This is a genomic window from Bacillus sp. z60-11 (assembly GCF_046464135.1).
Lineage (GTDB): Bacteria > Bacillota > Bacilli > Bacillales > Bacillaceae > Bacillus > Bacillus sonorensis_A.
Genome location: NZ_JBIYSN010000001.1, coordinates 683536 through 708005, shown reverse-complemented (window position 1 = coordinate 708005; position 24470 = coordinate 683536). Strand labels below are relative to the sequence as shown.

Genomic DNA, 24470 nt, shown 5'->3' with positions numbered 1-24470 from the left:
TTTTAACACATCTTGATGCATTCGTTTAGTTTCGTTTCAAAAAACTAAACGAAATGTATTTTTTGAAACAATATTCACCTTTTTTCTGTTCAGCTTAAACGGACGAGAATGACATCTTCTCCAATTTTGACTATATTTCGCCACGGAATGACGATTTCCTCTTCTTTTCCGAAAAATCCAAAAACTTTACCTGATCCGCCGATGACGATCGCCTGTATTTTACCCGTCGTTACATTTATATCAATATCACCGATGCTGCCCAGTTTCTTGCCGTTTGACACATTGACAACGTCCTTCACCTGGAAATCGGAAATGTTCATCATATAAGCCGCACGCCTCCTCTGATCGTGTATCCTTTAAAATTATATGAAAGGCAGTCTTTCATTTAGACTGCCTTTCCGCCTTTTTATTCCGCTTTTTTGACGCCGATTAAAACATCGAGATCAACCGTGATCGAAGCGGCTTGGTTCCGATTCATAAAGTCCGCAATCCGATCATCCTTTACGCGCCATGACAAAGGGGTCATCCGGATCAGCCGGCTGAGCTCCTCCCGGTTCAGGACGCAGCTGTATGAAAGCTCTATCCTGTCTATCAGAACAAATTGCGCGAGGAAGCGACCGGCCGTATCGTGATTGGAATAAACGGACTTTTCCGGCCCATCATAGAAAGCTTCCCTTAATTCCTGCAGATAGCCGGCCTTTGGCATCACTTTAATCACCATGCCATCGGCAGATATCAGCCTTTTGAACTCCGCATAGTTGGAAGGTGATAAAATGTTCAAAATCACATGAAATGATCGGCGCTGAAAAGGAGCGTTCGCCAAATCAGCGACAAACCAGATTAGTTCGGCATCACGCCTTGCCGCCGTCAAAATCCCCGCTTTTGACAAATCGATTCCAGCTCCGAACACCCTGCCGCCAATCTCGGCTTTAAGATCTTCTGTGATCCTGATCAGATGGGACCCTTCACCACAGCCCGCATCAAGAATCCCGATCGGCTTCTGCCTCAGCGGCAATGCTTGCTTGAGTCGGCTCGTCAGCACTTTATACAAGGGCTCGAAAAATCCGCTGTCAGCTATCATTTTTCGGGCCTCGAACAGCTCTTGATCATATTTTCCGGCCTTTGTATTCGCCGCAACATTCACATATCCTTGTTTGGCTAAATCAAATGTATGATGATTGACACAAGCGAGGCTTTTGAAGCCCGCCACTTTCATGTCCGCAGCGCAGAGCGGGCATTGAAGCACTTTTTCAAACCTCTTCATCAGCACTGCGCTTCTCATCTTGTTATTCATGACAGCACCTCTTTCATTCACAAATGGAGATAAATGAAAAAGGCATAGACAAATAAACCCGCTCCATCAGCGTTTTTAAAACCTGACGGTGTGGATTTGCTTTAAGTTTGCCTATACCTTGCATTTATCTATAGCGAATGAATTGGATGATCATGAAAGAAAAACTCCTTTTATGGGAAATCAATGACATCTTAACATTGAAATGACGTCTTTGGAAGAGAAGTGCGGCGAGGTCAAGCCGGCCAGACTGTTTTTACACAGCAAAACAGCCGGGCCAAAAATGGGCTAGCCGTTTACACAAACGGGCTTTTTCTTGGACAAGTACGGCCTTCCATCCGTCCAAACGGCTTTGACCGGCATGCCGAAAAAAGCGGAGAGCGTGTCATCTGCCATCATATCCTTCGTTTCCCCCTTGGCAAATACTTCACCCTTCCTTAAGAGAAGCGTCTTTTTAAAGGCCGGGAGAATTTCTTCGGCATGGTGTGTGACATACAGCATGGATGGCGCTTCCTCTTTCTGGGCGATGTGCTCAATTGTTTCAAGCACCTGTTCCCTGGCGATGAAATCGAGGCCTGTGACAGGCTCGTCAAGGATCAACAGTTCCGGATCGGCCATTAAGGCCCTGGAAATCAGGACTTTTTGCTTTTCTCCTTGTGAAAGTGTTTCATATCTTCTGTCGGCATAGCTGATTGATCCGAACTCTTCCAGGAAGGCGATCGCTTTTTCCCTCATATGCTGTGACGGCGTCTCATAAAGGCCGATTGAAGCGAATGCGCCGCTCAGCACAATTTCAAAAGCGCTGTCTTCCGGATAAAATTTTTGCTGCAATGCTGCGGAGACGAGACCGATTTTACGGCGGAGCTTTTCACCCAGCTCCGTTTTTCCAAACTCATGACCCAGCACATTCACTCTCCCGGTTGTCGGAAAATAGTAAGCGCACAGCATGTTGAGCAACGCTGTTTTTCCGGCGCCATTTAAGCCGTACAAAGCCCAATGCTCCCCTTTTTTCACCTCCCAGTCAATACATTTAAGTATCTGCTGTCCATTTCGTTTTAGTGTCGCTTGTTCAAGCTTCAATGCCATGATCAGAACTCCTTTCACTTATGTAAATATTCAGAAAATATAATTCTTTTATTATAGCTTATTTGAATGGTAAAGTGAATGAGAGATTTTCCATTTTTAACATATAAAAAGCCGCAGACGATTCTGCGGCTTTAATGGATATTCTTATTCATTTGTTTAATTGCGGCTTTTTCCAGCCGTGATACTTGAGCTTGGGAGATCCCGATCTCATCGGCGACTTCCATTTGCGTCTTGCCTTGAAAAAAGCGTTTTCTGAGAATCATTTTTTCCCGTTCATTCAGCCGCCTCATTCCTTCTTTTAAAGCGAGCTCTTCAATCCATTGCGAATCCTTGTTCCGCTCATCGCTGATTTGGTCCATCACATAAATCGGATCTCCTCCGTCATTGTAGATCGGTTCAAACAGTGAGACTGGATCCTGGATGGCGTCAAGTGCAAAAACGATCTCTTCGTGGGACACTTCAAGCTCTTTCGCGATTTCCTCCGCTGTCGGCTCCCTGCTTGTCTCACTCATAAGACGTTCCCTCACTTGCAGCGCCTTGTATGCGATATCCCTGAGTGACCGCGATACGCGGATCGGATTGTTGTCTCGCAAATATCTGCGGATTTCTCCAATAATCATGGGTACAGCATATGTTGAAAACTTAACATTGTGGCTCAGATCAAAATTATCAATTGATTTCATTAGTCCGATGCAGCCGACTTGGAATAAGTCATCAACATATTCTCCTCTGTTGTTAAACCGTTGAATGACGCTTAAGACAAGGCGCAAATTGCCGTTAACAAGCTGTTCTCTTGCTGAGCGGTCTCCTTCTTCCTGCATTTGCTTGAATAACTTTCTCATCTCTTCATTCTTTAGTACGGGCAGTTTTGATGTATCAACCCCGCAGATTTCGACTTTATTTCTTGACACTTTTTTCCCTCCCTACAGGAGCTGCTGTACAAAGTTCAGTATCTCCTTGGGTGGGAAAAATATGCATCGCTAATTTCCAAAAATAAGAAGTTCAAGGCGAAAACCCTTGTCAGTCAACGCTTCAAATTTCATAAAAAAATTAAACCATTTTGTTGAATTCTTTTCTGAGCCTTTTGATGATTCTTTTTTCAAGCCGTGAAATATAGGACTGCGATATTCCGAGCATATCGGCAACATCTTTCTGTGTTTTTTCTTCTCCCCCGACCAGGCCGAAGCGGAGCTCCATGATTTGTTTTTCTCTGTCATTCAGCTGCTCCAGCGCTTTTTTCAGCAATTTCTTATCGACATTTGCTTCAATATCTTTCGTGATGATGTCATTTTCCGTTCCGAGCACATCTGACAAGAGCAGCTCATTCCCATCCCAGTCGATGTTTAAAGGCTCGTCAAACGATACTTCCGAGCGGATTTTATTGTTCCGTCTTAAATACATTAAAATCTCATTTTCAATACATCTGGAAGCGTATGTAGCCAGCTTGATTTTTTTCTCCGGATTAAAGGTGTTCACCGCTTTAATGAGGCCGATCGTCCCGATGCTGATCAAATCCTCGATGTTGATGCCGGTGTTTTCAAATTTTCTGGCGATGTATACAACAAGTCTCAAATTGCGTTCAATCAAGATGGCCCGCGCAGCCTGATCGCCGTCAGGAAGCTTGTGGAGAAGCACCTGTTCTTCATCTTTCGATAATGGCGGCGGCAACGCCTCACTTCCGCCAATATAATAAATTTCATCGCTTTTTAAACCTAATTTCAGCAAAAGTTTGTACCAGAGATAAGTCAGCCTTAATTTTAGTTTTTTCATCTTCCTCCCCCTTCTAAATAAACATTTTCCGGAGTATGATAATGTAACAGCTCACCAAGTTTAAGAAACGTGTTTGATCGGGTTTCCCGACAGCATTTTCGGATGAACGATCGCATCAAATTCGCCGTCCGCTGACAATGGCGATGTGCTGAGGCCAATCAGGCATTTCGGCGCTTCAATTGCCTCATCTTTCGTAAAAATCAGCACATGATCGGGCTTCAGGCACAGCAAAAACTGATGCTGATGGCCGACGCCTCTGTACGGAATCAGACGGATTCGTCCGATATACGGCAGTGCATCATCAAGAAGGCCGACGGCATCAAGAGGGCTTTTTTCCATGATGACCGCGCTCGCTTCTTCACCCAGCACGCTTTTCAGCTTTTCCATATTGACGATCATGACAGGCATTTTTGAAATGGGATCATACAGCTGGTTTCCCGAATCGATCAATCCATTAAACCGGAGCGTCTGATCTTCCACATCCACTTGAAGCTGAACCCGCTCCTCGTATTGAATCTTTTTCGCCTCGACGTCCTCAAAGCGTTTTTTTGAAAACAGCCAGACGGCGGGAAATCCCGCGCCGACAAACAGCCAGCTGACGGGGTCGCCGAAGCCCGACCAATTTGTCATAAAGACTCCGTTTTTCATAATCGAATCCGTTTCCAGCAAAGAATGCGCGCCGATAATCCCTCCCCCCATTAAAAAAGTGGCAAAATAAAAAGAAAACAAATTTTGCAAAAAAAATCGAAACCGTTTAAAACCAAAAGTGACAAGAATAATCACAACGGAAAAAGAGAGCTTGCCTGCCGGATGAAGAACATATGGCGATAAAGGGGTAAACATCAGCAGGACGATGCTTGAGGCAACCAATGCGCCCAGGAAAAACCGCCGTTTTTTTACCCTTCGCTTTAAAATGAATGCGGTCATCATTAAAAGCAGCAAATCAAAGCAAAAATTTAAAAGCCAAATCACATCTAAATAGATTTCCACATCCGTCCCCCTTTTTTAACGCCCGACTGTTTGTTTCCCTAAGTATAAATCAAGCCCAAAGGTAAAGTCTGTCAATTAATGTTTGTCAAAGGGCACATTTTTTGAGAGATTCATACTGAATTTGTCGATGGTCTGACGAAAAAAACGCTGCCTCTAAGAGACAGCGCTTTGTACCTTTATTTCAATTTTTCATTGATAAACAATTTGCCTTTCGCCGTTTTTCTTGTTTCATTGCCGTAATCATCGCGGACGATCACCTCGATTTCCGCTCCTTTCGCTTTCGCGGTGGAAGTCGCGGTCCAATACCCTTCATATTTACCTTTTGACACTTCTCTGATCGGCAGTTCTGTCACGTTTTGCGAAGCCGTTTTAAAATTGGTCAAAGGCATTCTGATGACAAAGACGGCATCCAAATCAGCGTCGCTTTCAAACTCAATTTTCACGGTTTCCCCTGTTTTGAGCTCCAGATCCTCAGCCGGTTTGAGGCCGGAGATTTGCGGCGCTTCAAAATTGACATCAACCGTGACTTTTTTCGTCCGTTTATTGCCGGCCTCGTCAGCCGCTGTCACTTTGATTTCGTTTTTTCCGTTATCAAGCATAATCCGGGCCGAATATTCACCATTGTCAACGGCTGCTTTTTTTCCGTTCACTTTCACCGATTTCAAGTGGTCGTCTGAGACCGTGCCTTTGACTGTGACAGTCTCTTTATTAAGCTTTGAACCGTCTTCCGGCGTATCAATGGAAAGCTTCGGCTTTTCCTGATCAAGGACAATTCGGACCGGATCAGAAACATCCGTTGTCCCTGAATCTGTGGATGCTTTAGCGGTGATGACATTTTCCCCTTTATTTAATTGAATTTCTTTTGAAAATGTGCCGTCCTTTCCGGTTTTGACGGTGCCGATTTCTTCCCCGCCGTTAAAAAGATGGACGGTTGTTGTCGGAGAAGCCGTCCCTTCGATGACCGTTTTCTCTTGGTTGGTGATGAGTCCGTCTTTTGGCGATGTAATCACAGGTGTTGACACTTCGTAGTCGACCAAGGCGCGGATCATGAAGTTTCCTTGGTCTGAAGGCGTTTTTGACCAGGAGCCGTCCGTATACTGCCAGCTGCGTCCGGCATATTCTCCGTCCTCATCGGCCGCAAGAGCCGGGGAGTGGTCCATATCACTCGTTTGGACGTATACAAGATAAAAATCTTTTCCGACCATGATGCCTTCATCGCCGAGATCAATCTTCGTCCATTCACCGTTGCGGAGGGCTTCCCCTTTGAACGGACCGGCGATTTTTTTGCCTGGAGCCCCTTTGTCTCCCGAGGCGTCATAGACTTCAACTTCAAAATCGGTGCCGCCCGGATCAGGAAAATCCTCACCCCAGAACTTGAATAATCCGCCGTTCAGCATCGCCTTTTCCTGGCCGTTTTCCAGCGACATTTTCACAGCCAGCCCGTTGCCCGCTTCATAAAACGCCCATGCGTTTTCACCGGTTCCGTCATCATAGCCGATTTCACCCGGATAGCCGATGAAAGGTTCAAGTTCAATATCCTTTGAGACATCGCCTTTTAAATCAACCGTAAATTCACTGCTGTAATACCCGCTGGCTGCGACCTTTACGGTGTACGAATTTTCATAGGCTGTAATCGAATAGCGGCCGTTTTCATCTGTTTTGACAGGCTCTACGGCAGCATCTTCAAACAAATAGAGCTTCGCATTCCGTACAGGCTCTCCGGTTTTTTTATTTTTGACGGTTCCCGAAAGCGTGCCTTTTTTCAATTCTTTCAAAACAAAGTCGGCGGACGTTGTTTTGTCTGCTTCGATGGTGACACTTTGCGCGCTTGATTCATAACCGTAGGCTTCGGCTTTCATCGTGTAGGTTCCCGGTAAATGGGACAAGCTGTATGCCCCCGTTGCCGCGCTTGAATAAGTCGATTTTCCTGTTTCAAGAACGCTCACCTGCGCCCTGAGCGGCAGAACGGCCGGGGATGCCTTGCCGCGCTCTCTGTTTGCTTGTGCAGCATTTGCCGGTTTCGCTTTTTTAGGGTCGATCATTTGTTTTTTCGTATGTTTGGCTTTCATTTTTCCCTTGCGTTTTTCAACACTGAAATGCTTTTTCTTGGCCGCGCTCTCGGACTGCTTCACAAGCTCCACATCGTCGATATAAAGCCCGTCTCCTCCTATGCTGTCGTCGGATTGAAGGTTAAACATGATCTTAATCTTTTGTCCTTCATATGCCGATAAATCAATTTCACCATCCATCCACTCTGAAGTCGTGCCGGTGTATTGGGCGGCCTGCACCCAATCGCTTTTCCCTTCAGGCTGGATATAGACAAAACCATAGTCAAAATCTTCCTCAATGTCATGCCAATATTTGAACTTCAAGAAAAGCTTTTCGTCTTTTGGAACCTGTACTGTCGGCATCAGAAGATTCATGTTGGCCGACTCCTCGTATGGCCCTGTCAAATTCGTGCCGTAAACCTGTTTACCTGATGCGGCAGATTGCGGCCCTGACTGTGGTGTTCCCTGCTGCCATGAATTTTTTGTACCAGAGCTTGTCCAGCCGCTGGCATGAGTTTCGAAATCTTGCTTGTAGCCTGTGGTGACGGCAGGGGAAATCGGCACTTCATACACTTTGGATTCCGTGGTGTTGCCGCCGTAGTCTGTCACAATCCACTGATAAAAAAGGACTTTGCCGTCTAAAGTCGGAATGACCGCTTCATATGTTCCTTTTTTGTAGTCGCCCCCGGTCAGCTTGGCCGTGATCGTCTGCCAATCGCCATCATCCGTTTTATACTTCAGCTTGACAGATACAACGCTGATGTCGTCTTCTGCTTCAGCTGTGAACGGAATGTTAGTGCCTGCAAACACATCTGTTTTTTCTTCATCTTTTAAAACCGGCGGTGTTTGATCTTCTCCTTCTTTGCCGACCCGTCCTTCTGCTTTGCCCAATCCGCCGCTGACGGCTGAAACAGCATCAAACGCATTGACGAGCCCGTGGCCGTAACCGTTATTTGGTGATTCGGAAAAGGTGCTGTCTGTAAGCGGTATGGCCGTATCGGTTAAAATCTTTTCGATCTCGTCGACAGAAAGCGAGGCATCCGCTTGCTTGATCAGAGCCGCAACCGCTGAGACATGCGGTCCCGCCATGGAAGTGCCGTCCCAGCCGTCCTGATACCCGCTTCCCGGCACAGACGAGCGAATGTTGACACCGGGCGCAGAGATTTCAGGCTTTGTCTCATCATAAGGAGACGGGCCTTGAAGCGAAAAATCTGCCAATTGTTGATTGATATCGGTCGCACCGGTTGCAAATGCTTCCGGGTAATTTGCCGGATTGGCGATTGAACCTGGTCCCCCCGGGTTAGTGAAATCAACATTGCCCGCCGAAAATTCCGGAAAGATATCGGCAGCGCGCCAGGCCTTCACCATGTCCCTGTACCACTCATCAAGACCCGCACCACCTGACCAGGAATTGTTGACAACATCTGGTGCCATTTCAGGGTGAGGATTTCCGTCCTTATCTTTCGGTGCCAATATCCATTCTCCCGCAGCGAGAAGATCTTGATCTGTTCCGCCGTCTTCAGAAAACGCTTTAACTGCGATCCACTTCGCACCCGGGGCCACACCGATTTGGTTTTGACCGTCAGGCTCCGAGCCGACCATCGTGCCTGTCACATGTGTCCCATGCTCTAAGTCATCATATGGCGCGGATTCGCCGGATACAGCGTCAAACCAGTTCATTTCATGATCGGGGTTGTCCGGATCTTCAGGATCATATCCGCGGTATTTTTCTTTTAAAGCCGGGTGATCCCACTGTACGCCGGAATCAATCGATGCCACAACGGTCCCGGTTCCGTCGTATCCCAGTTCCCACGCTTTCGGGGCCTCGATCTGGTCAATGTTCCATTCCACACCGTTTTGAGCCTTGAGAGAGGTGTGCTTGCCCGATTGTTTAGCCGGTTTAATCAGCTGCCTTTTTTCATTCGGGAGCACTTTTTCAACCTCCGGAAAAGCCGCAACCTGTTCCATGACATCTTTTGTCGCATGGACGGCCATGCCGTTTACGATGTAAAATGAGCGGATGTCTTCGGCATTTCCCTTCTTCGCTTGCTTTCTCAAATAGGTTTTCAGCTGGCTTTGCGTTTCATCGGCTTTGATTCTTAATGACGATACAACAGCCGAACGCTTTTGATACTCGGTCTTGGCGGAGCTGAGCGATTTCGCTTTCGCCTTTTTTTCCGCTTGTTTTGCTACCTTTTGCGTATCAACCTGATCTTTCAATTTAATCAAAAAGGTGACTTTATCTTCTTTTTTGAAGCGTTTGACAAGCGTTTTCGAGATTTTCCCCTTGGCGGAAACCTGCTGTTTCACTTGTTCTTTCACAGACGTGAGCGCGGGCTTTTGTGCCAGTCCGGAAGAAGCGGGCATGAACATCGAACCGATTAATAGTCCGCTTAAAAGTGTACTGAACGCCTTTCTTTTCAGCTTGCTTTTCAAATCAATTCCCCCTTTTTTCTTGAAATGGCTTCTTTTCATCCGTCCCCCTTTCGTCTCTAAATCTTGTCTGACTCTAGTTGTCTTTTAAATATAGTAAAAATTGGTTGAGATTTTTGTCGTTATTTGTCAAGAAAATGTTTAAAATCAGTTAAAAAAAGGCAAAACCTTTATCGGTTTTGCCTTTTTTCTTGTTTATTTTGATTTTTTCGCTTCATTGAACGCTTTTAAAGCATTGACAAGGCCGTATCCATAACCGTTGTTCGGCGATTTTGTGAACGTTTTGTCGGACAGAGGGGTCGCCGTCTTCAGCAGAATGCGTTCGATTTCATCGACTGAGATATTTGGATTCACTTCTCTCATCAAAGCAACGATGCCGGAAATATGCGGGGTCGCCATTGATGTGCCGTCCATTATTGCATATCTGTGTCCCGGATAAGCGGAGCGGATGCTGACACCTGGAGCCGAAAGATCAGGCTTGATTTCATCATATGGTGAAGGACCTTGCAGTGAAAAGTCAGCCAGTGAATTCTCGCTGTCAACCGCACCGATCGCGAATGACTCCGGATAATTGGAAGGATTCTCAACAGAGCCCGGTCCGCCGGGTTCAAATTCACTTACATTTCCCGCCGCAAACGAAGGAAAGATGTCTGCAGCACGCCATGCCTTGACCATATCGCGATACCATTCATTAAGACCTCGTTCACCCGCCCAGGAATTGTTGACGACATCAGGAGCCTTTTCAGGGTGGGCTTTTCCTTTCGCATCTGTCGGCGCCAATATCCATTCCCCCGCGGCCAAAAGGTCCTTTTCACTACCGCCGTCCTCTGAAAAAGCTTTAACGGCGATCCATTTTGCTGTAGGAGCGACACCGATCTCGTTTTTGCCGCCCGCTTCAGAGCCGACCATCGTGCCTGTGACGTGTGTGCCGTGGCCCAGGTCATCGTAAGGCGTTTTCTTGCTCTTGCTTGTGGCATCAAACCAGTTATATTGATTGTTGGGACTGTTTGGCTTGTCAGGGTTATATCCGCGGTACTTCGTTTTCAGCGCCGGGTGATCCCACTCAACACCGGTGTCAATTGATGCCACGACAGCTCCTTTGCCTTTATAATGTTTTTTCCAGACATCCGGCGCATGTACTTGGCGAATGTTGGATGCGGGATGAGCAGCACTTGATTTTGTTGAATCAATTGTCGCTTTTTCCGTTTCACTCAGCTTGATCTTTTCGTTCGGCAGCACTTTTTCCACCTCTGGATAGGACGCTGCTTTTTCCATGACATCTTTAGTGGCCGTTACGGCCATCCCATTGACGATATAAAATGATTCCAATTGTTTCGCATGGCCTTTCTTCTCTTCTTTTTCCAAAAAGGCTTTCAGATTCTTTTGTGTTCGCTCGGCCTTTGTCCGCAATGAGGTCAAAACGGCTGAACGCTTGAGCTCTTTGACCCTTTTGACCGTCATGACGCTCAGCTTTGCCCTTTTCTCAGCGGCTTCCGCTGTTTGCTGAGGATTGGCTTGATCTTTCATTTTAATTAAAAAGGTGACTTTGTCTTCTTTTGCAAAGCTTTTGTAAAGAGCAGCCGCTATTTTGTTTTGCGTGTCAGCCTTTGCTTTTGTTCCGGATTCTGCATGGACAGCCCCCGGAGTGAGCAGCGAGCCGATGAGTGCTGCACATATGACTGTACGGAATAATGGCTTTTTCTTCAAATGACATCCTCCTCACATGAAGCCGTTCTGTGACGCTTCTTGCATTTTTTTGTCTGGAAAAAGAAGATATTTATACTGTAAAAGAAAAAACCTATAGATTTTGTCGTTTTTTGTCATTCTTTCTGTATTGTTTTGTAAATTCGTTCTTTTGATGGATCAGCTGTTTTCATGTGTAGTTCGTGCGGATCTCAGACCAAAAAGAAAGCCGGCTCAACCGGGAGGAAAGAGAGAGTTTTTGTGCAAGCCTTTCGGTTCAGATGCCTGAAAGATTTGAGAATTGATTCTTTTGCAGGAGGCAGCGGATTTTTTAGGGCAATGTAAAAAAAGCTGCCGACTTGTTAGACAGCAGCTTTTCCATTGATAAATTAGCGCTTATTCCGGTTTCTCAAGAACGTCGGGATGTCAAGCGTGTCCTCGGCAGGCTGTGAAGGACTGCGGTGCGGCATGCTTGGCTCCTCACGCTGTTTCATCTCCCGTTTCGGAGCTTGCTGATGATGCTGTTTTAACCCCTGATTCAAAGGTCTTTGCGGTTTTGAAGCATCGTGCTCCTGTTCGATGAAGCCGGTCGCAATCACGGTTACGACGATTTCGTCTTTTAAATTTTCATTGATGACAGATCCGAAAATCATGTTGACGTCTTGGTCAGATGCTGCAGCTACGATGTCCGCGGCTTCCTGGACTTCATACAGGCTCAGGTTCGTGCCGCCTGTAATGTTCATGAGAACGCCTTGTGCACCGTCAATCGCCGTTTCAAGCAGCGGGCTGGAAACAGCTTTTTTCGCGGCTTCGGCAGCGCGGTTTTCACCTGTTGCCACACCGATTCCCATCAATGCTGAGCCTTTATTGGACATGATCGTTTTCACATCGGCGAAGTCAAGGTTGATCAGCCCCGGTGTCGCAATCAGGTCTGAAATCCCCTGAACACCCTGACGGAGAACGTTATCCGCTTCACGGAACGCTTCAAGCATCGGTGTGTTTTTGTCAACAATTTCAAGAAGACGGTCATTCGGAATGACGATCAGGGTGTCGACGGCTTCCTTCATGGCTGAAATGCCGCCGGCTGCCTGAAGCTGTCTTTTTCTCCCCTCAAATGTAAACGGCCTTGTCACAACGCCGACAGTCAATGCGCCCAAATCCTTCGCGACCTGTGCGATGACGGGAGCCGCTCCCGTACCTGTTCCGCCGCCCATTCCAGCGGTAACGAACACCATGTCAGCGCCTTTTAAGGCTTCTTCAATCTGTTCTTTGCTTTCTTCAGCCGCTTTTTTCCCGACTTCCGGATTGGCACCGGCGCCAAGTCCGCGCGTCAGCTTCGCACCGATCTGCATTTTCGTTTCCGCTTTTGATAGATTAAGAGCCTGAGCATCCGTGTTGACTGCGATAAACTCAACTCCCTGAACGTCATTTTCAATCATCCGATTGACAGCGTTGTTGCCGCCGCCACCTACTCCAATTACTTTAATCGATGCTAAGCCGTCTATATTTGTTTCAAACTCTAACATGCTAAATCCTCCTAATCCGTCGAATGACTAATCTCTATTCCCAAAAGAAGTTAAATATTTTCTTCATTTTGCTCGGCTTTTTCTCAGCTTGAGCCTGCTGCTTTGATTTTGGTTTCGGACGCTGCTGCACTTCTTTTTGATGGGAAGCCGCGACTTCCTGAACCGCTTCCGTCGGCATTTTAAACCCTACTTTTCTGCCTTGGATTTTTGCGTTGCGGTAAGCGAATTGGATGAGACCTACGCCTGTCATATATTGAGGTTCTCTCACACCGATGTAATTCGGGCTAGCCACTCTGACGTTATTTTGAAGAACATCTTGTGCAAGGCTGAGGACGCCCGGCATTCCCGCCTGTCCGCCTGTGAGCACAAACCCGCCCGGCAGTTCTTTAATACCCATGCTCCGCAGCTCGTCTGCAACGAATAAAAAGATCTCCTCGAGTCTGGCTTCAATAATGTCGGCCACTTCCCGCTGAGTGAAGGTCTGCTTTTGGTCTGTCCCGATGACGGCGACTTCGAATGTTTCCTCTTCTGAAGCTTCCTCATAGAAAGCGTGTCCAAACTGCTTTTTGACCCTCTCAGCTTCATCCGTGGATGTGCGGAGACCGATTGAAATGTCTTTGGTGATGTTTTCGCCGCCCAAAGGTACGACACGGGTTGCTAAAAGCTGGCCGTTTTCAAAGACGGCGACGGTCGTTGAGCCTCCTCCGATGTCGATTAAAGCCACCCCGAGGTTCTTTTCATCTTTTGACAGGGCTACAGATCCGGCTGCCAGCGGCTGCAGGCATATATCCGTAATTTCGATTCCCGCCCGTTCCACGCAGCGGAGGAGGTTATGTAAAATCGTCTTTGAGCCGGTGATGAGCGACCCTTCTACTTCAAGCCGGACACCGAGCATCTTTTTCGGATCTGTTATCTCGCCTCTTCCGTCAACAATAAACTGCCTGGGAATCACATCGACGATCAGCTGTTCAGGCGGAATCGAAACAACTTGAGCCGCTTCCATGACCCTGCGCACATCTTCCACTTGTATTTCTTTATTTTCACTGGAAACCGCCACAACACCGTTCGTTTCCTGAATGTGGATGTAGTTCCCATTTACGCCGACAATCGCATGAGTCAGCGGAAAACCTATCATTCTTTCTGCTTGTTCAAACGCTTTTTTTATAGAATGAACAGTTTCATCTATATCAACGATTGACCCTTTTTTCAGCCCCTCTGAGGGAACATTTCCGACTCCGATAATGTTAAGCGATTCGTCTGACATTTCGCCGACGATCACTTTAATATTGGACGTACCGATGTCTAGACTGACGTAAAGTTCATTGTTGTTCATTCTATGGCACCTCCTCACATTTCAGTCAATTCTATTCTATTATTTGCCGAACAACAATACAATGAATCTGGTTTTACAAGTGTGTAACAATCAATAAAAACCAATACGCTTCTTTTTTAGTTTTAGGATTACTGTGAATATTCGTTATATCCTATGTATATCCTCTTTTAAATCTGATTTTTTTTATTTTTTTCTCCTGGAAGCCGTCCATTTGGCAAGAAGTATTCTTCTGATGACTGCGATGTTTTGAAAAAGTCTCACGCCAAATGCAAACATGCCGACTAAATACAAGTCTACACCAAGATGAACGCCCAGAAAAGCCAAACCTATCGCGAGGATGATATTGAAAAAGAAGCCAGTCACAAAAACTAGTTCATCGTATGCACTTTCCAAATGAGCCCTTATGCCTCCGACCAGTGTATCAAGCGAAGCGAGAATCGCTAAGGACAAGTAATTGGAGTACTCTTCCGGAATTGTAAAGTTCGAGCCGAACCCGATGGCAATTCCGAGCAAAAGGCCTAGAACCGGAAGCCACATTAGGAATTCTCTCCTTTTGATTTATCGATCGGTTTCAATGGCGCGGTTTGCATTGAACCTTCGTATGCTTTGATTTTGATTTGTTTCTCAGGCTTTTCTATTTGTAAATCCAGATTTTCTCCGGCAAACAGATCTTGAAGAGTTGAGGCATTCATTCGGCTATATAGTTTATCGGCGTTTTTGCCAATGACTTTTACTGTTATCGGATAGTTGTCCAAAGGATATCCGTCTATTTTCGTCGTTCCGTTGATATCCCTGATCACCGTCGTATTGATAACCCTTCTGTCATTGATGGAAATGTCCTCTGCTTCATACATATTTAATTCATTGATCAGTTTTTTTAAGAGATCAGGAGGCGGATTTTGCATCGGCTCTCCCGTTAGTTCATCTGAGAAGAGCTGAGAAATGCGGATCGTAATCCCCTTGCCGGTGACGTCTGTGAAGCCGGCCTGTTTTTTGAGGCTTTGCAGCGTATCATTCAGCGCTTTAATCCGCGAGTTTTCTTCCTGCTGCTGATATGTATCCAGCATTTTTTCATATTTATCAATCTCGCTGATCAGATTGAGCTGCTTTTTTTGTTCTGCTTTCAAATCTTCCCTGAGGTCCCAGATATCCCTAGTATCCCGGATTTCGGGCTCCTTCAGGGAATTGAACTGCACGGAAAGCATGATTCCGAATATGAGCATCAGCACGCTTAGACTGATGAAACGATTGCTTTTCTTCAAGATTCGCCCACCAACTTTTCATCATTCATTCCCCTGCTTTAAAAGAGGCTCCATCTTGATGTTATCTTTTTTCTCGATGCCGACTGACACATGATCCTGAGTCAGCTGGTCGACAAGTCCTCCGGCGATATTCAGCGCCGGCATGAGCACATCGGCTTCACCGATGGCCGAAATGACGAAAGGAGCAGGATGCTGGCTTCCGTCAATGGTAATGACGGGACCGTTGCAGGATATGTAGGAATGATGCGTCACCCGTTGTCCGTTGATCGATACGGCCGCCGCGCCTGAGATCCACAGTTCATTCAGCAAACGGAAAATATGGCTTTCATGGACGATGTAGTTATTGACATTCTCCCCTTCCGGTATGTATGAAGCATCCTTCAGTGTGACTTCAATCCCTTCGCCCTGAACACCGATTTCGCCGACAAACATTCTGTATCTTTCAACATCTTCCAGAATGTTGTAGTATTCTTTTTTTTCCTTTTTCAGCGCTGCCTCTGTTTTCTGAACTTCCTGCTGCTTCTGATATAATTCCTGTTCCAGCTTTTTGTTTTGCTTTTCCTGCGAAATGAGCCGGTCGCGCAGCACATATTCCTCTTTCCAGTTTTCGGCGGTTTCCTCATGCTCTCTGTTCTCTTGAGCAAATTGATAGGAAAAAGACAATAGAAAACCGAGGACGAGCATGGCCAATGAGAGATTGACTGTATGTCTTTTCAACGTTCGTCTTCCTTTTTGCCGTCCTCAGCCTTTTTCAGGGGTTCAAAGTAAGTCGCAACTTCCAAATGAATGATTCCTTTTTCTCCTTTTGGCAGCTCCTTTACGATCGCCGGATAGCTTTCCATTTTCTTAGCGAACGATTTGATCGAAGCTGTCACAATATAGCCGTCATTCATATACATCCTGATCAGCCAAGAATTTGATTTTTGAGGTGTGTATTCGATCTCGGAAATCGACTGTTTCACTGAGCTGGAAAGTTTGTTCAGCTGTTTTGCCATTTGAACAAGCTTTTCATCTTCGGTCCAGTTGTTCAAGATCGGGCCGTTTTCATTCGGCGTCACTTCATCCGGGAGAACCGTCCCGTTTTCGAGCACCGAGTAATACACATTGTTCTTTTGCAAAAATGCAATGCTTTTATACTCTTCGATAGAGATTGCGATTTTATTGGGCAGTTTTTTGGAGACTTCGGCTTTTTTTATCAATTTATCCTGCTCAATCTTTTGTTCTGTCTTTCCCTTGTTCAGGCTCCAGAATTCCGTCTGCCCTTTATAAATGGAAGACAGGGAAATGATCGTATCCTTGGAAACGTTTTGATTTCCTTTGATCTCAACCGTCGACACTTTGCTGATCGGCGTCTGGAGGTAAATGATGATCAGCATCATCGTAAAAAAGAGGAGAATAAACGTAATCAGCCGGCGGTTTGCCTTCTGTTTTCTCTGTTCTTTGATTTTGGGAATCCGTTCTTCTATATTCACTACTTTTTCTTTATCAATATCGGGTTTCACTAAAGGCTCACCTCAGATCCAATCAAGCAGACAAAGATTTTTATTTGCTTTTTTTCGAAAAAAGACGCGCTCTTACGGCGTCTTTTGAAAAACCTTCCATCAGCGAAACAAACGACATACAAGGATGCCGTTTGCTTTTGTTCATTATATCATAAGGCGATCTGATTTTAGAGGCTGATTATCGTTTTTCTCCGATGATTTCAACCTCGGTGTGCATGTCGATATCATATTTTTCTTTAACCGTTTTTTGAATAAATGCAATTAAATCGAGAACGTCTTTGGCCGTAGCGCCGCCGGCGTTGACAATGAAATTGCCGTGCATCTCGGAAACCTTTGCCCCGCCGATCTGATGGCCTTTCAATCCGGCCTGTTCAACAAGCCGGCCCGCATGCTCGGGTAGCGGGTTTCTGAAGATGCTGCCTGCGCACGGATTGGATACAGGCTGTGTTTCTTTTCGGTAGTCCTTGTTCTTCTGCATCTGCGCGACGATTGCATCGCGTTCTTTTTGCTCCAGCTGGAGGACGGCTTCAAGACAAATGCCCGGCCGCTCGTTTTGAAGGATCGACGTGCGGTAGCTGAACGCCATCTCTTCATTTGTCAGCCATTCAATCGTTCCGTCTTCAAAAAGGATCAATGCTTTCACCAATATCCTGCTGATATCAGAGCCGTGGGCGCCGGCATTCATGTAAACCGCTCCGCCGACCGAACCCGGAATGCCTGCGGCAAATTCGAGGCCGGAAAGCCCCTTTTTGCTGATGCCTGTCGCAAGCCTTACGACAGAGTAGCCGCCGCCGACCGTCACTTGCTCGCCGTCGATTTCCATATGATCGAGCCCAGCGCCAAGCTTAATAACGACGCCTCTGATGCCTTCATCAAGGACAAGGAGGTTGGAGCCTCTGCCAATCGCCGTCCATTTGACGCCGTGTTTTTTGACCACCTTCATCGTATCCCGAATCGCCTCAATGCTTTTCGGCACAACCAGGACATCTGCAGGTCCGCCGATTTTAATCGTTGTATGGTTGCTGAGCGGTTCGTTTTCCAGCACTTTGCCGACTTCAAGCTCTTTTAATTCTTGTATCACCTTATCCATCGAAAACCTCCAAAATCCTTCTGTCTTATCATTTTTCCTTCTTTTGATTCAATTCTGTCAGCACATTGTATAGTCGCTGCGCCGCATCCGGCACGCCGAGAGATTTAGTGCGCTCACTCATCTCTTTTAACGTCTTTTCGTCTTGTAAAATATGATCGATCGCTTCAATTAAGCGCTCACCATTAAGCTCTGATTCTTTTAAAACGACTGCGGCGTTCCGGTCGCCGAGCGAGCTCGCATTCACTTCCTGATGGTTGGCTGTGACATAAGGGCTCGGGATCAGGACGCTTGGAATGCCGAGCGCGGTTATTTCCGCTATCGTCGTCGCGCCTGCCCGCGCTACCACGACATCAAGTGATTTTAAATACTCGGGCATTTGGTGCAAAAACGGCTGAACGACCATATTTGAAGCAGCTCCTTCTTTTTCAAGTGCTGCTGTTACTTTCTCATAGTGAACTTCCCCTGTGACATAAAGAACCTGGTAATCCCGTTTTTTCAATTCGTTTTGCATCGCAATCACAGCCTCATTGATCGGCGCAGCGCCGCGGCTGCCTCCAAAAATCAAGACCGTTTTTTTATCTTCGGAAAGCCCGAGAGCGCCAAGTGAGCGGCCCTCTTCTATAGAGACGACTTCAGAGGCTCTCGGGTTTCCTGTAAACACAACTTTTTCTTTTGGAAAATGAGCTTTAGCCTCTTCAAAACAAATCGCTACCCTATCAACATATTTGGATAAAAACTTATTGGTGAGTCCCGGGAGGCTGTTTTGTTCGTGGATGATCGTCGGGATCCCCAGTTTTGAGGCCGCATAGACGACCGGGCCGCACACATAGCCGCCGGTGCCGATCACCGCGTCCGGTTTGAACCGCTTTAATTCTTTTTTGCACTCTTTAACACCTTTTAAAAAGCGGATGACGGTTTTCACATTTTCAAATGACAGTTTTCGTTTAAAGCCTGTGATTTCAATCGCTTTGAAGGGAATATTTTCCCGTTCGACGATGTTTTTCTCCAGCCCTTTTTCCGTTCCGATATATAAAAATTCCACATCAGGATGATGCTGTCTGACTTCTTTAATAAACGCAAGCGCGGGGTATATGTGGCCCCCCGTGCCGCCTCCGCTTACAACGATCCGCATCTGTTTTCCCCCTTATTTTCATATGTACATGCCGATAACCCTGCTTTTGGCAACAGGGTTATCGGCAAATGGCTTAATGGGACTAATATCTTGAATATCTGCTGACATTGAGCAGCACGCCGACCGCCATCAGCATCAAGGTCAGCGATGACCCTCCATAGCTTAAAAACGGCAGCGTAATGCCCGTTACAGGAATCAGTCCGGTCACGACGCCAATATTGATCATCACCTGGATCGCAATCATTGAAATGACGCCGACGGCGACAAAGCTGCCGTACAAGTCGGGCGCCCCAAGCGCAATTCTGATCCCTCTCCATAAAAGCACGCTGAAGAGCAATAGAATGAGCGATCCTCCGATGAATCCGAGCTCTTCCGATAATATGGCGAAGATAAAGTCCGTCTGCGGCTCAGGCAAATAAAAGAACTTTTGTCTGCTTTGGCCGAGTCCGAGGCCAAAGAGCCCGCCGGGGCCGACTGCATACAGCGACTGGATGATCTGAAAGCCGCTTCCTAAAGGATCTTCCCAAGGATTTAAATATGATGTAATCCGTTTAATCCTGTACGGCGCCGACAGAACGAGGCCGATAAATCCGCTGAGGCCGATCAGACCGAGAAAAACAAAGTGCGAAATTCTCGCCCCCGCCACAAATATCATAATGATGCACGTTCCCACCATCACCGTGCCAGTCCCGAGGTCAGGCTGCATCATGATGATCAAAAAGGCGGAAAAGACAATGCCGAGCGCCGGCATAAAACCTTTTCTGAACGATGTGATATTCTTTTGCTTCTCAGAAAGAAATTTTGCCAAAAAGGCAATCATCGCGAGCTTCATAAACTCGGACGGCTGTATGCTGAAAGCGCCGACACCGATCCAGCTCCGCGAGCCGTTCCGCTCCATTCCGATTCCCGGAATCAGAACGATCGCCAAGAGAAAGAAGCAGACGATGATCAGAATCTTCGCGTAAGTCCTCCATGTCCAGTAGTCGACGGTCATGATAAAAAACATGGCGATGACCCCGATGCCGGCAAACAAAAGCTGCCGTTTGGCAAAGAAAAAGGAGTCATCGTATTTGTGTGTCGCCCATACCGCACTGGCGCTGTATACCATGATCAGTCCGATCGCTAGCAGTAATAACGTAATGATAACCAATAAAAAATCCGGTGACGTTTTTTTTGTTTGCAAAGCCGAACACCCCAAGCTTTATTTCTTAGGGCTTTTACGGTAAAGACAAGCCCTTATTTAAGCATATGCACGGCGTTTACAAACATGTCACCACGTTCTTCAAATGTTTTGTACTGATCCCAGCTTGCACATGCCGGGGAAAGGAGAATGACATCACCTTCGTCTGACAGGCTGAACGCCGCGTATGCTGCCTGTTCAACATTATCGACACGTTTCACCTGTTGTATTCCCATATCTTCCGCCAGCTTTTCAAACTTGGGCGCGGTTTCGCCGAAGGTTATGATCGCTTTGACATAAGACATGTGCGGCTTTAATTCATCAAACTCATTTCCGCGGTCAAGCCCCCCGCAAAGGAGAATCACCGGCTTCTTGAAAGCGGAGAGCGCTTTTTTCGTCGCCAGGATGTTCGTCGCTTTGCTGTCATTGTAAAACATTCTGTTTTTGACCGTTGCCACGTACTGCATTCTATGTTTAACCCCTGTGAAGGTCGTCAGCACTTGGCGGACAGCCTCGTCCGACACCCCTGCCGTCTTTACGATACAAAGGGCTGCCAAAATGTTTTCCAGATTGTGCTCTCCTGGCAAAACAACGTCTTTTAGCGGCATGATTTGTTCATTGTTAAACATGATCATTCCGTCTTTGACACAGGCGCCGCGCTCTACGATTTGCCGGACTGAGAAAAAGATTTTCTTCGCTTGTGAACATTCCGCCAGCCGGACGACTGTATTATCGTCCAAATTAACAACGGCAACATCTGTTTCCGATTGGTTTCGGTAGATCTGCTGTTTGGCAAGCTCGTAATTTTTTCGAGAATGGTGATAATCCAGATGGGCATCAAATACGTTTAACAATAAACCGATTTTCGGCCTGAATTGATACGTCCCCATCAGCTGAAAGGAAGAGAGCTCTGTCACAATCCACTCATCGCTGCGGGTTTGATTTGCCACTTCGCTTGCCGCTGTGCCGATATTTCCCGCAACGAGCGCTTTTTTCGAATCGGCTTTCAGCATTTCATAAACGAGTGTAGTTGTTGTCGTTTTACCATTAGATCCGGTAATCCCGATAAAAGGCGCATCTGTGAGATGATAGGCGAGCTCGACCTCCGTCCAGACGGGAACCCCCCTTTTCAGGGCTTCTTCAACCATCACATTTTCATAGCGGATTCCCGGATTTTTAATGAGAATGTCGATCGAATGGAGGTCGAAAAGCTCTGTCGGATGGGTGCCGCAGACCACCTTAACGCCTTTTTCGGCGAGAATTTGTGCAGGTTCGTTTTCTTCAAAAGGCTTTTGATCGTTGACGACAACGTTGACGCCTTTTTCGTGCAGGATCGAAGCAGCCGCATAACCGCTTTTCGCCAGCCCCAATACAAGCACGTTTTGATTTTGCAATAGATCTTGAGTAACCACTTATAACCACACCTCGATGTAAATTCCTAAGACGGCAAGCAAGAGACCCGCTGTCCAAAATGTCACGACGACTCTCCACTCCGACCAGCCGACAAGCTCATAGTGATGATGAAGAGGGCTCATTTTAAAGATTCTTTTGCCGGTCGTTTTGAAAGAAATCACTTGCAGAATGACAGAAAGGGTTTCAATGACGAATACACCGCCGATGATAACCAAAAGGATTTCCAATTTCGTTAAGATCGCGATCGTCACAATTGCTCCCCCTAAGGCGAGCGAACCCGTATCGCCCATAAAAACCTTTGCGGGATGGGCATTGAAGACAAGAAATCCAAGCACAGCGCCGACAACGGCAACCGAGAAGATCGCGACATCGTATTGCCCTTGATTCCACGCCAAAATCGCAAAGGCGCCGAAAGCGATCGCCGCCGTCCCCGATAAAAGCCCGTCAAGCCCGTCTGTCAAGTTGACAGCGTTTGAGCCGCCAACAAGCATAAAGATGACGAGAATCAGGTAGCCCCAGCCGAAATCAAACGAAGCATCAGTTCCCGGAATGCGGATGATGGTCGGCATTCCCTGAGCATAGTAGACGGCATAAAACACCGCGGCGATGATGATTTGGCCGATCAGCTTCTGTCTGGATGTCAAGCCGAGATTCCGCTTCATCACCACTTTTATATAATCATCCAAAAAGCCGAGAAGTCCGTAGCCAATCGTGACAAACAGCAGCAGGAACATGTTCATGCTGACTTCGGAAAATTTCATCGTCATCACGATCGTTGTGGCAATGATCGATAAAATGATCATCACACCGCCCATTGTCGGTGTTCCCGATTTTTTTTGGTGGGATTTCGGACCTTCTTCGCGAATGCTTTGGCCAAATTTAAGCCTTCTTAAAAACGGGATGAAGATCGGAGACAAAAGAACGCTGATTAAAAAGCCCATGATAATCGTAAATAAAATCACTTGCTCCAGCATTGTGCTCCTCCCCTTTCCGCGCCATCGCCAGTTTTTAAGAAGCTGCATACGCATCTATCATATTCACTGTTTTTTTTCATATGTTGATTTATTTTGAACGCTTCCATCACTTTAACAACTCTTTCCTGTAATTCTTTTTCTTTTATTTCAGTTCAAGAATGGCCCGTTTCGCCACTTCTGCATCATCAAAATCGAATGTTTGGCCGCCGATCTGCTGATAGGTCTCATGGCCCTTGCCGGCAATCAGGACAACGTCGCCTTTTTTAGCGTTGGCAATCGCAAAAAAGATCGCCTGCTCCCGGTTGACGATGCTGTGATAGTAAGCACCTTTCACGCCTTCTTCCATATCGTTCAAAATGGCGAGCGGGTTTTCACTTCTCGGGTTGTCCGCTGTAAACACCGGCTCATCGGCCAGTTCAGCGGCGATTTTCGCCATTTTCGGGCGCTTTGTCTTATCCCGGTCCCCTCCGCAGCCGACGACGACAAAGAGCTTGCCTTCCGTCATCCCTCTGCATGTGTTGAGGACGTTTTCGAGGCTGTCCGGTGTATGGGCGTAGTCGACGATCACCGGAAAATCCTGGCCGGCGTCCACCAGCTCAAATCTTCCCCTGACACCTCTCAGCCCTTCAATTCCTTTCGTAATCACATCGAATGAAATGTCCGCCGCAATCGCGATAGCCGCCGCAGCCAACACATTATAGACGTTGAACCGGCCGACAAGCGGAATTGTCACCCGTCCCGTTCCTTTTGGTGTCACAAGATCAAAGGTTGTCCCTTTCGGCGCCATCCTGATGTTTTCGGCCTTGATATCGGCATCGTTTTCAATGCCGTAAGTCAAAAGGTGTGCTGCTGTCACCTGGGCAAAATATGCTGAAGCCGGGTCATCTGCGTTTAAAACGGCCCACTTTGGTTTTTCATGGTTAAAGGAGCCGCCCAGCTGGGAGAAAAGCAGGCTTTTCGCATGTTTATATTCTTCCATTGTTTGATGATAATCGAGGTGATCCTGCGTCAGGTTTGTAAATGCGGCGATATCGTAATCACAGCCGTGCACCCGGCCCATATGGAGAGCGTGAGAAGAAACTTCCATGATGGCTGTATCCACATCTTGGTCAACCATTTTTTTAAATGTTTTTTGAAGTGTGACGCTTTCCGGCGTCGTATTTTTCGCATCGAATGTTTCATCGTTGATTTTCGTGTACATCGTCCCGATCAGCCCTGTGCGGCTGCCCGCCTTTCTGAAAATCTCTTCAGCCATATGGGAGGTCGATGTTTTGCCGTTTGTGCCGGTGATGCCGATCAGTCTCAGTTGCTTTGTCGGCTGCCCGTAAAAAGCATCTGATAAAACGGCAAGCGCTCTTTTCGAATGGCGGACGATGATGACGGGAACTGCCGCCTCCACTTGCCTTTCCGCCACTATCGCTTGCGCGCCGTTTTCAACCGCCTGCTTGACATAGTCGTGTCCATCAACTGTATACCCTTTTATACAAACAAAAAGACTCCCTGTTTTGACTTCCCTGGAGTCCATCTCAATTGAAGTTATTTCAGGGTCTTCTTGGCTGTTAAAGGAAGGTTCGTTTTTTAAATATGTAAGTAGCTTTGTTAATTTCATCGTATCAAACCTCTCCTAGTTCTCTTCATTCCAAATTCGTTTTTATATCTTTTATATCGATTGCTGCCTGATTTCCCGCACGGACTTCATGCGGACATACAGTTCATATTTTAGCGTAAAAAAGAGAAGACATCCAGCTAATCCTGTA

The 24470-nt window shown here is 46.7% G+C and carries 20 protein-coding genes; all 20 read right to left on the bottom strand.

Annotation, left to right across the window (positions count from 1 at the left end):
• Positions 1–89 precede the first annotated feature (89 nt).
• Positions 90–323 (bottom strand): YlmC/YmxH family sporulation protein, encoded by a 234-nt coding sequence (locus tag ACINLD_RS03730; RefSeq protein WP_026586884.1) that lies wholly within the window; start codon positions 321–323, stop codon positions 90–92.
• Positions 324–406: 83 nt separating this feature from the next.
• Positions 407–1294: a putative RNA methyltransferase gene (locus ACINLD_RS03725; RefSeq protein WP_410206915.1), complete on the bottom strand. Its 888-nt coding sequence runs from the start codon at positions 1292–1294 to the stop codon at positions 407–409.
• 285 nt (positions 1295–1579) lie between these two features.
• Positions 1580–2377, bottom strand: a complete 798-nt coding sequence (locus ACINLD_RS03720) for an ABC transporter ATP-binding protein (RefSeq protein WP_026586882.1) — start codon at positions 2375–2377, stop codon at positions 1580–1582.
• Between the two features lie 131 nt (positions 2378–2508).
• Positions 2509–3288 carry an RNA polymerase sporulation sigma factor SigG gene (sigG, locus tag ACINLD_RS03715; RefSeq protein WP_026586881.1) on the bottom strand — a complete coding sequence of 260 codons (780 nt, stop codon included), beginning with the start codon at positions 3286–3288 and terminating at the stop codon, positions 2509–2511.
• A 139-nt stretch (positions 3289–3427) separates the two neighbouring features.
• Complete coding sequence (gene sigE, locus ACINLD_RS03710; RefSeq protein WP_026586880.1) at positions 3428–4147, bottom strand: RNA polymerase sporulation sigma factor SigE; 720 nt, start codon at positions 4145–4147, stop codon at positions 3428–3430.
• A gap of 60 nt (positions 4148–4207) precedes the next feature.
• Positions 4208–5137 (bottom strand): sigma-E processing peptidase SpoIIGA, encoded by a 930-nt coding sequence (gene spoIIGA / locus ACINLD_RS03705; protein WP_026586879.1) that lies wholly within the window; start codon positions 5135–5137, stop codon positions 4208–4210.
• 176 nt (positions 5138–5313) lie between these two features.
• A complete protein-coding gene (locus tag ACINLD_RS03700; RefSeq protein WP_410206960.1) occupies positions 5314–9621 on the bottom strand; it encodes a S8 family serine peptidase in 4308 nt (1435 codons plus the stop codon).
• Positions 9622–9813: 192 nt separating this feature from the next.
• A complete protein-coding gene (locus ACINLD_RS03695) occupies positions 9814–11325 on the bottom strand; it encodes a S8 family serine peptidase (protein ID WP_026586877.1) in 1512 nt (503 codons plus the stop codon).
• A 365-nt stretch (positions 11326–11690) separates the two neighbouring features.
• Positions 11691–12827 carry a cell division protein FtsZ gene (ftsZ, locus tag ACINLD_RS03690; protein ID WP_026586876.1) on the bottom strand — a complete coding sequence of 379 codons (1137 nt, stop codon included), beginning with the start codon at positions 12825–12827 and terminating at the stop codon, positions 11691–11693.
• Positions 12828–12861: 34 nt separating this feature from the next.
• Entirely contained in the window at positions 12862–14160 is a 1299-nt protein-coding gene (ftsA, locus tag ACINLD_RS03685) for a cell division protein FtsA (protein WP_026586875.1), read from the bottom strand.
• A gap of 183 nt (positions 14161–14343) precedes the next feature.
• Positions 14344–14697: a small basic family protein gene (locus tag ACINLD_RS03680; RefSeq protein WP_026586874.1), complete on the bottom strand. Its 354-nt coding sequence runs from the start codon at positions 14695–14697 to the stop codon at positions 14344–14346.
• Positions 14697–15422 carry a DUF881 domain-containing protein gene (locus ACINLD_RS03675; protein WP_026586873.1) on the bottom strand — a complete coding sequence of 242 codons (726 nt, stop codon included), beginning with the start codon at positions 15420–15422 and terminating at the stop codon, positions 14697–14699. Before ACINLD_RS03675 ends, ACINLD_RS03680 begins: the two co-directional genes overlap by 1 nt.
• Positions 15423–15443: 21 nt before the next feature.
• On the bottom strand, positions 15444–16139 hold the full coding sequence (locus ACINLD_RS03670) for a DUF881 domain-containing protein (protein ID WP_026586872.1): 696 nt from the start codon (positions 16137–16139) through the stop codon (positions 15444–15446).
• The gene (locus ACINLD_RS03665) at positions 16136–16924 is read right to left on the bottom strand and encodes a cell division protein FtsQ/DivIB (protein WP_026586871.1); all 789 of its coding nucleotides are present in this window, start codon (positions 16922–16924) and stop codon (positions 16136–16138) included. The genes ACINLD_RS03670 and ACINLD_RS03665 overlap by 4 nt, the downstream gene beginning before the upstream one ends.
• A 178-nt stretch (positions 16925–17102) precedes the next feature.
• Positions 17103–18014, bottom strand: a complete 912-nt coding sequence (gene murB / locus ACINLD_RS03660; RefSeq protein WP_026586870.1) for a UDP-N-acetylmuramate dehydrogenase — start codon at positions 18012–18014, stop codon at positions 17103–17105.
• Positions 18015–18042: 28 nt separating this feature from the next.
• Complete coding sequence (gene murG / locus ACINLD_RS03655) at positions 18043–19146, bottom strand: undecaprenyldiphospho-muramoylpentapeptide beta-N-acetylglucosaminyltransferase (RefSeq protein WP_026586869.1); 1104 nt, start codon at positions 19144–19146, stop codon at positions 18043–18045.
• A gap of 82 nt (positions 19147–19228) precedes the next feature.
• On the bottom strand, positions 19229–20329 hold the full coding sequence (gene spoVE, locus ACINLD_RS03650; RefSeq protein ID WP_026586868.1) for a stage V sporulation protein E: 1101 nt from the start codon (positions 20327–20329) through the stop codon (positions 19229–19231).
• Positions 20330–20382: 53 nt separating this feature from the next.
• On the bottom strand, positions 20383–21738 hold the full coding sequence (gene murD / locus ACINLD_RS03645; RefSeq protein ID WP_410206914.1) for a UDP-N-acetylmuramoyl-L-alanine--D-glutamate ligase: 1356 nt from the start codon (positions 21736–21738) through the stop codon (positions 20383–20385).
• Entirely contained in the window at positions 21739–22713 is a 975-nt protein-coding gene (mraY, locus tag ACINLD_RS03640; protein WP_410206913.1) for a phospho-N-acetylmuramoyl-pentapeptide-transferase, read from the bottom strand.
• Between the two features lie 142 nt (positions 22714–22855).
• Complete coding sequence (locus ACINLD_RS03635) at positions 22856–24322, bottom strand: UDP-N-acetylmuramoyl-L-alanyl-D-glutamate--2,6-diaminopimelate ligase (RefSeq protein WP_026586865.1); 1467 nt, start codon at positions 24320–24322, stop codon at positions 22856–22858.
• Positions 24323–24470: the final 148 nt, after the last annotated feature.

Coding starts and splice junctions, on each gene's coding strand:
- ACINLD_RS03730 (WP_026586884.1), bottom strand. CDS start 323: ATGATGAACATTTCCGATTTCCAGGTGAAGGACGTTGTCAATGTGTCA.
- ACINLD_RS03725 (WP_410206915.1), bottom strand. CDS start 1,294: ATGAATAACAAGATGAGAAGCGCAGTGCTGATGAAGAGGTTTGAAAAA.
- ACINLD_RS03720 (WP_026586882.1), bottom strand. CDS start 2,377: ATGGCATTGAAGCTTGAACAAGCGACACTAAAACGAAATGGACAGCAG.
- sigE (WP_026586880.1), bottom strand. CDS start 4,147: ATGAAAAAACTAAAATTAAGGCTGACTTATCTCTGGTACAAACTTTTG.
- ftsZ (WP_026586876.1), bottom strand. CDS start 12,827: ATGTTAGAGTTTGAAACAAATATAGACGGCTTAGCATCGATTAAAGTA.
- ftsA (WP_026586875.1), bottom strand. CDS start 14,160: ATGAACAACAATGAACTTTACGTCAGTCTAGACATCGGTACGTCCAAT.
- ACINLD_RS03680 (WP_026586874.1), bottom strand. CDS start 14,697: ATGTGGCTTCCGGTTCTAGGCCTTTTGCTCGGAATTGCCATCGGGTTC.
- murB (WP_026586870.1), bottom strand. CDS start 18,014: ATGGATAAGGTGATACAAGAATTAAAAGAGCTTGAAGTCGGCAAAGTG.
- murG (WP_026586869.1), bottom strand. CDS start 19,146: ATGCGGATCGTTGTAAGCGGAGGCGGCACGGGGGGCCACATATACCCC.
- mraY (WP_410206913.1), bottom strand. CDS start 22,713: ATGCTGGAGCAAGTGATTTTATTTACGATTATCATGGGCTTTTTAATC.
- ACINLD_RS03635 (WP_026586865.1), bottom strand. CDS start 24,322: ATGAAATTAACAAAGCTACTTACATATTTAAAAAACGAACCTTCCTTT.